Source organism: Algiphilus sp. (assembly GCF_023145115.1).
Classification (GTDB): domain Bacteria; phylum Pseudomonadota; class Gammaproteobacteria; order Nevskiales; family Nevskiaceae; genus Algiphilus.
Map to the genome: position 1 here is coordinate 16914 of NZ_JAGLEJ010000045.1, position 13512 is coordinate 30425.

At 66.9% G+C, this 13512-nt stretch carries 12 protein-coding genes and 1 tRNA gene; 7 read left to right on the top strand and 6 right to left on the bottom strand.

Annotation, left to right across the window (positions count from 1 at the left end):
* Positions 1 to 50 precede the first annotated feature (50 nt).
* From KAH28_RS15580 to KAH28_RS15595, 4 genes are all read right to left on the bottom strand, one after another.
* Positions 51 to 1232, bottom strand: a complete 1182-nt coding sequence (locus tag KAH28_RS15580; RefSeq protein ID WP_290578199.1) for a GGDEF domain-containing protein — start codon at positions 1230 to 1232, stop codon at positions 51 to 53.
* A 94-nt stretch (positions 1233 to 1326) separates the two neighbouring features.
* Positions 1327 to 1971, bottom strand: a complete 645-nt coding sequence (locus KAH28_RS15585) for a DNA-3-methyladenine glycosylase 2 family protein (protein ID WP_290578201.1) — start codon at positions 1969 to 1971, stop codon at positions 1327 to 1329.
* 72 nt (positions 1972 to 2043) lie between these two features.
* Positions 2044 to 3165, bottom strand: coding sequence for an acyl-CoA desaturase (locus KAH28_RS15590; protein ID WP_290578203.1), 1122 nt, complete (start codon positions 3163 to 3165; stop codon positions 2044 to 2046).
* 46 nt (positions 3166 to 3211) lie between these two features.
* A complete protein-coding gene (locus tag KAH28_RS15595; protein ID WP_290578205.1) occupies positions 3212 to 4327 on the bottom strand; it encodes a ferredoxin reductase in 1116 nt (371 codons plus the stop codon).
* A gap of 361 nt (positions 4328 to 4688) precedes the next feature.
* Between KAH28_RS15595 and KAH28_RS15600 the strand changes: the two genes are divergently transcribed.
* From KAH28_RS15600 to KAH28_RS15610, 3 genes are all read left to right on the top strand, one after another.
* Entirely contained in the window at positions 4689 to 5870 is a 1182-nt protein-coding gene (locus KAH28_RS15600; RefSeq protein WP_290578207.1) for a VWA domain-containing protein, read from the top strand.
* Positions 5871 to 5921: 51 nt separating this feature from the next.
* Entirely contained in the window at positions 5922 to 6329 is a 408-nt protein-coding gene (locus KAH28_RS15605; RefSeq protein WP_290578209.1) for an MAPEG family protein, read from the top strand.
* A 67-nt stretch (positions 6330 to 6396) separates the two neighbouring features.
* On the top strand, positions 6397 to 7029 hold the full coding sequence (locus KAH28_RS15610; RefSeq protein WP_290578211.1) for an ElyC/SanA/YdcF family protein: 633 nt from the start codon (positions 6397 to 6399) through the stop codon (positions 7027 to 7029).
* A gap of 8 nt (positions 7030 to 7037) precedes the next feature.
* On the opposite strand, the gene KAH28_RS15615 is transcribed toward KAH28_RS15610, so the two are convergent.
* Positions 7038 to 8585 carry a glycerol-3-phosphate dehydrogenase/oxidase gene (locus KAH28_RS15615; protein WP_290578213.1) on the bottom strand — a complete coding sequence of 516 codons (1548 nt, stop codon included), beginning with the start codon at positions 8583 to 8585 and terminating at the stop codon, positions 7038 to 7040.
* A gap of 146 nt (positions 8586 to 8731) precedes the next feature.
* Between KAH28_RS15615 and KAH28_RS15620 the strand changes: the two genes are divergently transcribed.
* The 4 genes from KAH28_RS15620 to KAH28_RS15635 all read left to right on the top strand — a co-directional run bounded on the left by KAH28_RS15620 (position 8732) and on the right by KAH28_RS15635 (position 12006).
* Entirely contained in the window at positions 8732 to 9577 is an 846-nt protein-coding gene (locus KAH28_RS15620) for a mechanosensitive ion channel domain-containing protein (RefSeq protein ID WP_290578215.1), read from the top strand.
* Between the two features lies 1 nt (position 9578).
* Positions 9579 to 10367 carry a dienelactone hydrolase family protein gene (locus KAH28_RS15625; RefSeq protein ID WP_290578217.1) on the top strand — a complete coding sequence of 263 codons (789 nt, stop codon included), beginning with the start codon at positions 9579 to 9581 and terminating at the stop codon, positions 10365 to 10367.
* Between the two features lie 383 nt (positions 10368 to 10750).
* Positions 10751 to 10826 (top strand) — tRNA-Thr (locus tag KAH28_RS15630).
* Positions 10827 to 10914: 88 nt separating this feature from the next.
* Entirely contained in the window at positions 10915 to 12006 is a 1092-nt protein-coding gene (locus KAH28_RS15635) for a site-specific integrase (protein ID WP_290578219.1), read from the top strand.
* A gap of 40 nt (positions 12007 to 12046) precedes the next feature.
* Here KAH28_RS15635 and KAH28_RS15640 read toward each other — a convergent pair whose 3' ends face one another.
* Positions 12047 to 13471 carry a S8 family peptidase gene (locus KAH28_RS15640; protein ID WP_366918212.1) on the bottom strand — a complete coding sequence of 475 codons (1425 nt, stop codon included), beginning with the start codon at positions 13469 to 13471 and terminating at the stop codon, positions 12047 to 12049.
* Positions 13472 to 13512 lie beyond the last annotated feature (41 nt).

Genomic DNA, 13512 nt, shown 5'->3' on the forward strand with positions numbered 1-13512 from the left:
CGGTCGCGACGACGGTGCGATCGCCCGGCACCCGCGTCCGGATCCCGCCGTCATGCGCCGGCCGCCAGAGTTCGTGGTTCGCCGAGATCCCGCCATGCCACGCGATCGCGACCGGCATCCTTGGCGCGGTAGAGCAGTGCGTCGGCCTGCTCGATAAGCGCGAGTGTCCGCGTGGACGGCTGCGGCACCACGCACACGCCGCCGATACTGGCCGTGACGCGATGGGTGTCGCCATCCTCGCCGTGATGCGCGATGGTGCCGAGAGTGGTCCGGACCTGGTCCAGCAGTTCACCGAAGTGCCGGGAGTCGATGTCGTACCACGCGACCGCGAACTCCTCCCCGCCGTAGCGCGCCCGCAGATCCAGCGGACGCCGCGCCAGTCGCTCGGCGATCATCCGTCCCGATGCGCGGATGATGTCGTCACCGGCGAGATGGCCGAAGCGGTCGTTGATGTGCTTGAAGTGATCCAGGTCGATGAGCGCGATGCCGATCGCCGTTCCATCGCGCCGGGCCTGGGCAAGCAGCCGGTCCAGCTCGGCGAAGAACGTGCCGCGGTTGAGCAGGCCGGTGAGCTGGTCGGTGCGCGACAGCACCCACGCTTCGCAGTGCCGCAGCCACAGCGCGCGCGTCAGCATGTCGGTGGTGACCGCGCCGCCGATCGCGATCAGCCACACGAAGACCATTTCGTAGGTGCGGTGCGCGATGGTCTGCTCGGCGGCGCCGAAACCGATCAGCATGAGCAGGTCCAGTGCCAGCACCGTGGTGGCGCCCAGGACGAAGCGGCGCGTCCGGTAACCGCCGAACGTGGCGACGGCGATCACCGCCAGCGCGACGAGATGGGTCGGATAGGCGACCTGGCCGGCATAGCCCAGCGCCTGCAGGCTCAGCACGACGCCCCACAGGCTGAGTACGCCGTAGGTCTGCACGGGCTGCGTGATGGGGTCGGGCCAGTCGCGCCAGGAGGCCAGAGCCGACAGCGCCATCGCCGGGAGCCCCCAGACGAGCTCGATGGCGAGCACCAGGGGCCTTGCCTCGGGCGACACCCGAAGCACGAGATCGTTGTACAGCGGAGCGAGCGCGAACGCGACCGCTATCACCGAGAAGAACAGGATGCGCGGGACCCGATGGCGCGCTTCCTGGGCGTCGCGGAACATGGCCTCGATGGCCGGCGGGAACCGCAGGCGCCGCTTGAGCGTGCGGCCAGCCTCGTCCAGATCCTCGATACGCAGCATGCCCCCTCCTCGCGGCGGCTACGCGGTGGCCATGTGTTGAAGTTGCCGTAGCTTAACCTGAGATGCCGCGCGGGTTGCGTCCCGCAAAAGGGGGCTACTGCCAGACGCCGTCGTCGCCGTCGGCGACGCGCCACAGATACCAGCTCGCGATCGAGCGCCAGGGTGTCCAGGCATCGGTGATCGCGCGCGTGGCGCGGGCGTCCAGCCTGACGCCATCGGCATAGAGCCGGTTGATGCTGTTGCGCAGCCCGACGTCGCCCATCGAGAAGACATCCGGGCGCTGCAGCACGAAGATCAGGAACATCTCGGCGGTCCACGGGCCGATGCCCGGGATGGCGGTGAGATCGGCGATGACCGCACGGTCGTCGAGCGGATGCAGCCGGTCCGGCTCGATGCGTTCGCGTTCGACGGCCAGTGCGCGCAGGTAGCGCGCCTTGGCGGCGCTCAGACCGGCGCCGCGCAGGGTGTCGTCATCGGCCGCCAGGATGCGCTCGGCATCGATGACGCCGCCGAGGCGCTCGCGCAGACGTCCTTCCACGGTCGCCGCCGCCCTGGTCGAGATCTGCTGGCCGATGATGGCGCTGCACAGCGTCGGGAAGGCGGCGCGCTCGGTGTGCCACAGCGTGCAGTCACCGTAGCGCGCGACCAGTCGCTCCATGACGGCATCGGCGCCGGCCAGCGCCTGCTGGGCGGCGGTGTGATCGGGCGCGCCGGCTTCGGCGCGAGCGGTCTCCGGCATGGCGCGGACCGGCGGGAAGGGGCCCCGATGCTAGCGCGGAAGGCGCTGCATCGGGGGTGTGCCGGTCCCCGTCTATGCCGCGTCGGCCAGCGGTGCCGGGGCGTGCACCGGCGGCGTCGCGTGGTCGGCGGTGCGCTTGCCGCGCCCGCCGGGCAGCGAGAGCCGCAGGATGCGCTTCCAGGTGGAGGCCACCTGCCTGACGAACGGCCCGGTGTTGTAGGGCAGGCCGTGCCGCTCGCAGATGGCGCGCACTTCGGGCGCGATCTCCGCGTAGCGGTGCGCCGGCAGGTCCGGGAACAGGTGATGCTCGATCTGGAAGCTCAGGTTGCCGCTCATGATGTGCATGAGGCGCCCGCCCTCGAAGTTCGCGGACCCCAGCAGCTGGCGGACATACCAGTGGCCGCGGGTCTCGTTGTCGATCACCGACGGGTCGAACTGCTCGACCTCTTCCGGGAAGTGCCCGTTGAAGATCACCGCGCAGGCCCAGACGTTGCGCGTGGCGTTGGCCGCCACGTTGCCCAGGAGGACCAGAGGCGCGAACGGTCCGCCCAGCGCCGGGAACAGCGCGTAGTCCTTGGCCAGCTGCTTGCGCATCTTCTTCCAGACCGGCTTGAACTCCTTCGCGAGCTGCTTGCGGGACTTGGTGCCGTAGACCAGATAGTCCTCCAGCTTGAGGTTCTGGACGGCCACGAAGTGCTGGAAGAAGAGGTGCAGGATCACCGCCAGCGGCGCGTTGAACAGGAAGCGCGGCTCCCAGGGCTGGTCCTCCGACATGCGCAGCAGGCCGTAGCCGATGTCGTGATCCTTGCCGAGCACGTTGGTGAAGGTGTGGTGCTCGTAGTTGTGCGTGTGCTTCCAGTTCTCGGCGGTGTCGGCCGTGTCCCAGTCGAAGTGCTTCGAATGCACGGCGGGGTCGCCCATCCAGTCGTACTGGCCGTGCATGACGTTGTGGCCGATCTCCATGTTGTCGAGGATCTTCGACACCGACAGCGCGGCGACGCCGGGCAGCCAGGTGACGGGCAGCATCATCAGCCCGCGGCCGGTGATCTCCAGCTGCCGCTGGCGCTTGATGAGGCCGCGGATGTAGTCGGCATCGCGGCTGCCCAGGTCGGCCAGCACGCGGTTGCGGATGGCGTCGAACTCGGCACCGATGGTGGCGTAGTCCTGCTCGGTGAGCTTGCGGGTATGGGTCATGGCGTGACCTCCGGGAGAATGGGTTGGTAGGCGGTGCGCGTGGGGGTCAGAGGTCCAGTGCGACGGTGCCCACCGGCACGCTCACGCAGATCTGGATCTCTTCCTCGCCGGCATCGCTGATGGCGCCGCTGCGCGTGTCGCGCACGCGGCCGGATGTCTTGCGGCAGGTGCAGCTGTGGCAGATGCCCATGCGGCAGCCGGCCTCGGGGCGCAGGCCGGCGGCCTCGGCCTGGTCCAGCAGGGTGCCGCCGTCGTTGGTCGCGACGCGCTCGCTGTGCGAGAACCGGACCTCGCCCTCGGCGCTGTCGTCGCGCGGCATCGGGGCAGCGGTGAAGCGCTCGGCGTTCAGGCGGTCGGCGATGCCCTCGGCTTCCCACGTGGCCTCGACGTGCTCCATGAGGCCGGCCGGGCCGCACACGAAGGTGGTCGCCTTACGGTAGTCCGGCACCGCACGTGCCAGCTGGCGGCGATCGAAGCGACCCTGCAGCGCGCCGCTGTCGTCGTCGGTGTAGGCGAGCAGCAGCTCGACGTTGGGGTGCGCCGCCGCGATGGCGGCGAGCTCGTCGCGGTAGAGCTGCATCCCGGGGCTGCGCGCGTAGTGCAGGAAGGTGATGCGGCCGCGATGGCCCTCGTCGCAGAGCGTGCGCAGCATGGCCATCACCGGCGTGATGCCGCTGCCGCCGCTGATCAGCAGGATGCGGTCGGGCCGCGACCCGGGCAGCGCGAACGTGCCCTCGGCCGCCGACAGCGTCACCACCATGCCCACGCGGGCGTGATCGCGCAGATGGCGGGTCAGGGTGCCGGTGTCGTTGACGCGGGCGGTGATCTCGATCTCGCCGTCGGCGGCGTGCGCCGAGTTGGCCGGCGAGAAGCACCGCGTGCAGCGGCGTCCGGCGATGTCGATGCTCAGGCGCACGTACTGGCCCGGGCGGAAACCCGCCCAGTTGTCGTTCGGCCGCAGCGTCAGCGTGACGGTGTCGTCGGTCTGCCGGCGCACCGCCGTGACGCGGGCGCGGGTCGCATGCACCGCCCAGGCGGGGTTGAGGGTCTCCAGGTAGCGGTCGACGCCGTGCGGCGTCGTCAGCGATGCCACCAGCTCCGAGCGCAGCGCGCGCTGGATGCCGGAGCGGAACGATTGGGTGAGCGCGTTTGCAGTGGTCATGGCGAACACATGTACGTGAACATATGTGCACACTACATGCGCGCCGGTCAGCGTGTCAACGACTGTTCACATCGATATCGCAACACAATGAAATATATAACTATATTCGGCAACCGTGCATCGACGCCGGCCCTGCACGTTTCCGAGGGAGCACGGTAAAAGCGGGAAATCGACTTGTTGGAGAACGGTCGTCCACGGCGCGTGAGGCGGTCCGGCCGGGCGGCGACGGGGTGCGCGCCGGGCGCCGTCGGGAACCCGCGATGCGGGAGCGGCGGTCGGAGTGGTGGAACGTCGGCTGCTCCGGGTGCGGGCGGTGCGGCCGAGCCGATACACTCGTGCTCCTACAGCGATCGCGTGCATCATGCTTTTCAGCTTCTTCTTCGCGCTGCGTGACGCCGGGCTCAAGCCGTCGCTCTCCGAGTTCCTGATGCTGCTCGAGGCGATGTCGAAGCGCTTGGTGGTGTTCAACGTCGACGACTTCTATCACCTGTCGCGCGCCGCACTGGTCAAGGACGAGTCGCAGTTCGACCGATTCGACCGCGCCTTCGCGGCCTACTTCGAGGGCGTGCAGGCCAGCGGTGCCGAGCTCTTCGGGGACATCCCGGACGAGTGGCTGCGCGCCATGGCCGAGAAGCACCTGACGCCGGAGGACATGGCCAAGGCGCAGGCCCTGGGCGGCCTCGACAAGCTGCTGGAGACGCTCAAGGAGCGCCTCGAGGAGCAGACCGAGCGGCACGAGGGCGGCAACAAGTGGATCGGCACCGGCGGCACCTCGCCCTTCGGGCACGGCGGCTACAACCCCGAGGGCGTGCGCATCGGTGGCGAGGGCGGCCAGAAGCGCGCCGCCAAGGTCTGGGAGAAGCGCGACTTCGCGAATCTCGACAGCAGCGTCGAGCTGGGCACGCGCAACATCAAGGTGGCGCTGCGCCGTCTGCGCCGCTTCGCGCGCGAGGGCGCGGCCGATCAGCTCGACATCGACGACACCATCCGCAGCACCGCGCGCAACGCCGGCTACCTCGACCTCAAGATGGTCCCGGAACGGCACAACGCGGCCAAGGTCCTGCTGTTCCTCGATGTCGGCGGCTCCATGGATCCGCACGTGCGCGTCTGCGAGGAGCTCTTCTCCGCGGCCCGCACCGAGTTCAAGCATCTCGAGTACTTCTACTTCCACAACTTCCTGTACGAGTCGGTGTGGAAGGACAACCGGCGTCGGCACGACGAGCGCATGTCCACCTACGATGTGCTGCACCGCTTCCCGCCCGACTACAAGGTCATCTTCGTCGGCGACGCCATGATGGGGCCGTACGAGATCACGCATCCGGGCGGCAGCGTCGAGCACTGGAACGAGGAAGCCGGCGCGGTCTGGATGCAGCGCCTGATGGAAACCTACGACCACCTCGTATGGCTCAATCCGGAGCCGGAGTCGCACTGGGAGTACTCGCATTCGGTGAACATCACCCGCGAGGTGATCGGCGCCGACCGCATGTTCCCGATGACGCTCCAGGGGCTCGATAGCGCCATGCGCCGCCTCAGCAGCAAGTAAGATGCCGACGCGGGTTCATCCGCGCCACAACACCAAAGGGAGACTTCCGACATGACGCCTTCACTGACCGCTGTCGCGCTGTTCGCCGCGTGGGCCCTCGTGCTCATCGGTCTGATCATCAGCTACCGCGTGTTCCTCGTGCTCGCCAAAGGCACTCCGGCCTATTCCTGGACGCGCGGCAAGGCCATCCAGGACCCCCCGATCATCGAGCGCGCCAGCCACGCCCACCTCAACACGCTGGAGAACCTGCCGGTGTTCGCGGCCATCGTCCTGGCCGGTGTCGTTTCCGGGCAGGGCGCGGCGATCGACGCGCTGGCGCCCTGGGTGCTCTACGCCCGCGTCGGGCAGTCGGTGGTGCACCTGATCGGCGTGAACCAGCCGCTGGTGCTGGTGCGTGCGGGGCTCTTCGGCGCACAGGTGGTGCTCTTCATCATCATGCTGATCCGCCTCTTCGCCTGATCCCCGACCGAGCCGAACCGCCGCCGTGACCCTGCGTGCCAAACGTCTGCTCAAACGATGGTTGCCGATGGGCTTCTTCGCCTTCGCGCTCATCGTGCTGCTGGGCAATCGCTGGGTCATCAACAGCACCGACTCCTACATCTACGACAACACCGGGCTGCTGCCCGAGAATCGCGTAGGCATCGTGCTGGGGACGAGCCCCTACACCCGCGGGGGCGGGCGCAGCCGTGACTTTCACGGGCGCATCGAGGCGGCGGTGAAGCTCTACGAGGCCGGCAAGATCCGGCACATCATCGTGTCCGGAGCCAACCCGGATGCCACCTACAACGAGCCGCGCCGTATGTGGCAGGAGCTGGTCAAGGCCGGCGTGCCGCAGGATGCGCTGACCATGGACTTCGCGGGCTTCCGCACCTTCGACTCGGTGGCGCGCGCCAAGCGCGTCTTCGGGCTGGAGCGCTTCACGCTGGTGACGCAGAAGTACCACACCTATCGCGCGGTCTTCCTGGCGCGCAAGATGAACGTGCCGGCGGTGGCGTACATCGCCGACGGCACGCAGAACCGGCACCCGGTGCGCGAGGTGTTCGCGCGCGTGAAGGCCATCCTCGATCTGTTCGTGCTGCGCACCGAGCCGCGCTTCGTCGGCGAGCGCGAGCCGCTCCCGGGCAGCGAGGAGGAGGGCGGCGAGGAGATCCTCACCTGAGCCGCTGCTCAGGCGGGCGGCAGTAGCGACGCGATGTTCGCCGCCGCGGCCTCCGGGTCGCGCGCCAGCAGTGCCAGCGGCAGGCGCCGGCGCAGCACGTCCTGCGCGGTGACCGCCATTTCGTCCTGCACGGCCACGGCGGCCTCGACACGCGCGAAGGGGCTCTCGGGATCGATCCGGGCGGCCAGCGAGGTGTCGTCGCCGAGCAGCTCGCACAGGCGGTCCACCCGCGTGCCGTGCCGCAGCGCCGCCTGCAGCGCGGCGCCCTCGTCCAGGCCGGCCGCGCGCAGGCGCTGCTGGGCGTCGTCGAGCCACTCGCCGAGGCGCTCGTCCGAGGGCGGCGCACCCGGCAGCGGTTGCGCATCGGTACGCGACGGCGCGCGGCAGCCGAGCGCGGCGGCCACGCCGTCGATGACCTCTCCGGCATCCAGCCGGGCGGTCGTGTACTTGCCGCCGATGGGCACGGTCAGGCCCGGCTGCGGATGCGCGATCTCGAACTCGCGCGTCACGCGCGACAGGCTGCCGGTGTCCTGTGCCTGCAGGGTGCGGATGCCGGCGAAGCGCTGGATGATGTCCTCCTCGCGCCAGGGCAGGCCGGGCATCCAGGCGTGGGCCGCCGCCAGCAGGTAGCGGCATTCCTCGTCGCCGGGCACGGCGTCGGACGGCCGCTCGACCGAGACCTCGGTCGTGCCCACCAGGGTGCGGTGGTAGTAGGGAATGACGAAGAACACGCGCCCGTCCTGCGGGGCGTTCAGCAGAAAGGCGCTGTGGCAGTCCGGGATGCCGGGCAGCACCAGATGGGTGCCCTTCACGAACTGCACCGGTGGCGCGTGATCCGCCACGATGTCGCGCACCCAGGGCCCCACGGTGGCAACGGTATGGCGGGCGCGCAGCTGCCAGCGATGGCCGGAGCGAGTGTCCTGCAGCGCCGCGCCGGTCACCGCGCCGTTGTGCGCGCGCAGCGACTCGGCGCGCACATGGTTGGCGCACACCGCACCGGCTGCCTGCGCCGCCGCGACCACCAGCGCCACCAGGCGGGCGTCGTCCTCCTGGCAGTCGCCGTAGCGGAAGCCGCCGCGCAGCCCGTTCTCGGCGAGGAAGGGGTAGCGATGCAGCAGGCGGTCGCGATTGAAGCGCTTATGGCGCTGCACTGGCTGCCGGCCCCAGGCGAGGGTGTCGTAGAGCACCAGGCCGGCGCGCAGACGGCCCATGCCGACGCGCGCGCCCCGCCACACCGGCAGCACGAAGTTGATCGGCCGCACCATATGCGGTGCCAGCCGTGCCAGCACGCGGCGCTCGGTCAGCGCATGGCGCACCAGCCCGAACTCGAAGTTCTCCAGATAGCGCAGGCCGCCGTGAATGAGCTTGGACGACGCCGAAGAGGTGCCCGCGCCCCAGTCCTCGGCCTCGACCAGCGCCGTGCGCAGTCCGCGACTGGCCGCGTCATACGCCGCCCAGGCGCCGTAGATGCCGCCGCCGATGACGAGCACATCGAATTCCGTGTCCGACTGCAGCGCCGGGATATCGCGCCGCAGCGGGAAGGCCGCTGATTCCATGTCGCTAGTGTGCCTAAGCCGGAGAATGCCGCGCGCCGCCGTGCGCGCGCGGCCGAAGTTGCCGGGATGCCACCCGTTCGAGCGTCTACACTGAAGCAAGAGCTGCGCCGTCCAGCGCCCGTCCACAACCCCATAAGGAGAGAACCATGTCGCTGACCCTGGAGAAACTCACCGATCCGGTGGCGCTGACCGAGGCAGCGCTGCCGCTGGTCTTCAACGTCGTCGCCGCACTGCTGATCTTCTTCATCGGCAAATGGGTGGCGCGCAAGGTCATCGATCTGATCAAGGCCACCGCGCTCAAGCGCAATGCCGACCCGACCCTGGTCGGCTTCCTCGGCAACGTGGCCTACGGCATCGTGCTGGCGGTGATCCTCATCTCCGCGGTGGGGCGGCTCGGCGTCGACACCACCTCGGCCGCAGCCGTGCTCGGCGGCGCGGCGCTGGCCATCGGCCTGGCTCTGCAGGGGCAGCTCGCCAGCTTCGCCGCCGGCGTCATGATCATCATGTTCCGTCCCTTCCGGACCGGCGACTTCGTCCAGGTGGCCGGCACCATGGGCACGGTCGAGGACATCAAGATCGTCGCCACCGTGCTCAAGTCGCTGGACAACCAGGAGCTCACCATCCCCAACGCGCAGGTCTGGGGCAACATCATCACCAACTACAGCGTGCGCCCCACGCGCCGCGTCGACATCCTCGCCAGCATCGCCTACTCGGCGGACCTGCGGCGCGCCAAGCAGCTGCTGGTCGACATCCTGGCCGAGGAATCGCGCCTGCTCGAAGACCCCGCACCCACCGTCGTGGTCACCAACCTGGGCGACAACTCCGTCGACTTCGCCGTGCGCGGCTTCTGCTCGACCGCCGAATGGTGGGCGGTCCGCTGCGACCTGATCGAGCGCATCAAGCTGCGCTTCGACGACGAGGGCATCGAGATCCCGTTCCCGCAGATGGACGTCCATGTCCGCGACATGGTCGAGGCGACCAGGGCGGCTTGAGATGGCGGCCGAAACCGTTCCCGGCTTCACCGAAGAACGCTTCGAGGCGGAAGACCAGGCCTACCCCGTGCACCGCGCGGGGGACGGCCCGGCCGTCATCGTCATCCCCGAAGTCCCCGGCATCACCCCGCAGGTGCGCGCGTTCGCACTGCGCGTGGTCGATGCCGGCTTCAGCGTCTACGTGCCCGAACTGTTCGGCGAGCCCATGCGGCCGATGACCATGCCCTATGCGCTACGCACCATCGCGCGCCTGTGCGTCGGCCGCACCTTCCACCTGCTCGCCGCGCGCGAATCCAGCCCGGCGGTCGACTGGCTGCGCGCCCTCGCGCGCGACGTGCACGAGCGCCACGGCGGTCCGGGCGTGGGCGCGGTCGGCATGTGCATCACCGGCAACTTCGCCCTCGGCATGATGCTCGACGCTCCGGTCATCGCCCCGGTGCTCTCGCAGCCCTCTCTGCCGGTCGCGCGCGGCAGCGGCCTGCACGCCTCCGACGCCGCCATCGCCGAAGCCCACCGCAAGATCGACGAGGAAGGCGCCGCCATTCTCGGTCTGCGCTTCAAGGGCGACCCCATGTGCCCCGCCGCCCGGTTCACGCATCTCAAGCGCGAATTCGGTGACGCCTTCGAAGCCATCGAGCTCGACGACGCCACCGCCAACCCCGATGGCCCCTGGCCGCCCCACAGCGTGCTGACCAACCACCTAATCGACGCCGAAGGCGAACCGACCCGGGTCGCGCTCGACCGCACGCTGGCCTTCCTGCGCGAGCACCTCCGTCCGGAGACAGCCTAGGTTGCTTCGCTACAATCAGCGCCCCAAGCCGGCGTAGCTCAGCAGGGCCGAAGCCATGCGCTTCGGCGGGTAGACCAGGGCTGGTTGCGTGGCAACCAGCGGGCGTACAGGAAGTACACCCAGGACTTTCGCGCGAAGCAGGAAGCGCAGCGCGAAAGGTCTACCCAGGGTCACTTAGCGAGATAGGAAATCGAGCTTAGTGACTGCGGCCAAGCTTGCGCGACGGTACTATCAGCGCCCCACGCCGGCGTAGCTCAGCAGGGCCGAAGCCATGTGCTTCGGCGGGTAGACCAGGACGGTCTACCCAGGGTCACTTAGCGAGATAGGAAATCGAGCTTAGTGACAGCGGCCAAGCTTGCGCGACGGTACTATCAGCGCCCCATGCCGGCGTAGCTCAGCAGGTAGAGCAGCGCACTTGTAATGCGAAGGTCGGGAGTTCGATTCTCTCCGCCGGCACCAATGAAATCAATGTCTTAAGTGGGGAGCCTGTACGGTGCGATGGTCCAGAGGTACAATTCTGGTACACTCCTGGCAAGCGGAACACCATGTGGCCACCCTCGTAAGGACCTCCGCGGGTACTTGGAAGGCCGTCATCCGCCGGCGCGGTTGGCCAACGACGACAAAGTCCTTCCGCACCAAGCGCGACGCGGAAGACTGGTCCCGCCGGGTGGAGGACGAGATGGTGCGCGGCGTTTATGTCCAGCGCACCAGTTCTGAGCGCACCCTGTTCACTCAGGCGATGCGACAGTACTTGGCCGAGGTCACGCCGACGAAGCGTCCGAGCACGCAGAAGTCGGATCATCAGAAGGCCGACACGCTCATCGAGTTCTTCGGTGCGTATTCATTGCAAGCGATTACCCCCGCGCTGGTCGCCAGCTATCGCGACCAACGCTTGGCATCGAAAGTGAAACCTCGATACCGCCAGCGGTCGCCGGTGACGAAGCTGGTTAGCCCCGGAACCGTCAGGCGGGAACTCGCGCTGTTGGGGCACGTGTTCACAGTGGCGCTCAAAGAATGGGGCATTGGCTTGACCGCCAACCCGGTCCAGTCCATCCGACGCCCAGCGCCGGGCGATGGTCGGAACCGCCGCCTTCGGCCAGATGAAGAGCGCCAACTGATGAGCGCGCTCGCGAAGCACTCCAATCCGATGTTGCGCTGGATTGTTGTGCTTGCCCTAGAGACGGGCATGCGCAGCTCCGAGATCTCGTCGCTGCGAACCGACCAGGTGGATATCAATCGCCGGGTTGTGCGCTTGGATGTGACGAAGAACGGCTCTGCGCGAACCGTGCCGCTTTCGCGACGCGCGGCGCAGGTTCTGCAAGAAGCGCTCGACCATCCTATCCGTCCAAAGGGGTGTTCGTTGATTTTCTTTGGTGAGCCAGGACAGGACGGCGAGCGGCGCCCTTACCAGTTCAAGAAGACCTGGGTCGATATGAAGAGTCGGCTCGGTTTCGCAGACCTTAGATTTCATGACCTACGACACGAGGCGGTAAGCCGAATGGTGGAGGCAGGGTTAAGCGATCAAGAAGTCTCCGCGATAAGTGGGCACCGGAGTATGCAAATGCTCAAGCGCTATACCCATTTACGGGCGGAAGACCTCGTGCCAAAGCTGGACGCGGTAGGCGGCGAGATCAGCTAGGGCTGTCTCTGAAGAACATGGCAGTTATGCTCTCCGGTGCTTATAATTGCCCTTCGACGGTAATCGGTACGCCTAGTTCATTTTGTATAGGGGAGTACAGGTCGACGTCTAGTGTCTCCGCGATTCTGAGGCTGACTATAAGCGAGTAGCGAACGGCCGCATCCTGGCCTTCACTGTTGGTCCACTCTTTCCACCATCCGCCAACGGGGAATATTGCTATATCAGATTTTTCGGCTAAAGCAGCTGCTGATCCAGACCAGGTGTCCGACTGAACGGAGCCGCGAGAACGGAGGTGTTGCCCGAGGAGCCAACCACCCCGATCTGGATCATTCCTGGCTGATGCGCTCTCTTCGTCCTCGGCCTTTTCTCGCTCGATTTTATTGATTCTTTGGGCGAATATTTCTGGCGTCTCAGTGGCTCCTTTCACGGCGAAGCGAAGGCCATGCGATGGATATCTGAACTTGCTCTGCCAGCCTCGACGACTTGGGTTAGGGAAAACAAAATAGGAAAGAGTCACTCGCATTTCGACGTCAGCGCTGCCGTATGCCGCTAGTTGCTCTGCGGGCCAAGGTAGCGTGTGCAGGTTGTGTTCGTTGAGCTTGCAAGAGGAGCCTTCTCGCTTATAGGGGTGCAAGGTGTCTTCAACAACCATGACAGGCCTTCGCGAAGATGAATTCAGTGAGCTTTCAAAGTCGATTGCCCCAAAGCCGAATCGACGCACCAAATTTTCTTTCTGGTTTCTTCCGGGGTTCAGCGTCATTCCTGCACGCATTGCATCGGTGTATTTGGCGCCATGAATAATCAATGCGCGAATTGTTTCAGGCTGGTAGTCTGGATACCTTGCCGAGATATGGCTGGCGAGTCGGGCAACTTGGGCAGCGGCAGCGCTGGTGTCCCCCGCTTCCGTGAGCAGCGCCTTGGTCATGTCATGTGCGGTTGTGAGCAAGCGTAAGCTCTCCGGGCCATCCACAGGCCCCTTGGAGTCTGTGCTGCCGTTGCCCCCTTCCGCCACTACATCAGGCTTGAAGGGCCATCTACTTCCGCTCCAAAGCACCGAAGTCGAAGAGGCGGGCGATAGGCCGCCACGCATGGCGATCGGAGACAGTGACGGCCATTTGCCTCTATCAATTTCGGTCAGTTCGGTAAAGGCGCCCACAGCCAGAGCATTCCAAGCCTGAGAAGGGTCTTCGACTGGCGACAATAGGTTGCTATCGGGGTAATCCTGCCAGTCCTTGATCTGCACGTTTCCTGCGGCAAGGACAAACAGCCTCTGCCCTGTAGGGGCGCCGGATTCGTCGAGCCTCTGTAGGCTCCCTGCTGCGAGTTGATCAATGGCAGCAGACCATTCAGAGGGTAGGCCGCCGCGGCATGGATCGGCTGTTGTCATCATGGCGTGCGCGCGCCGCCGCGCTGGTGCGGCGGCTTCGACGGTTCCGATGGCGCGCTGGGTCACAGCCCCATACAGGTGGGGTGGGTTTTTGCGGTCGTGTCCCTAGCCGTGGTGTA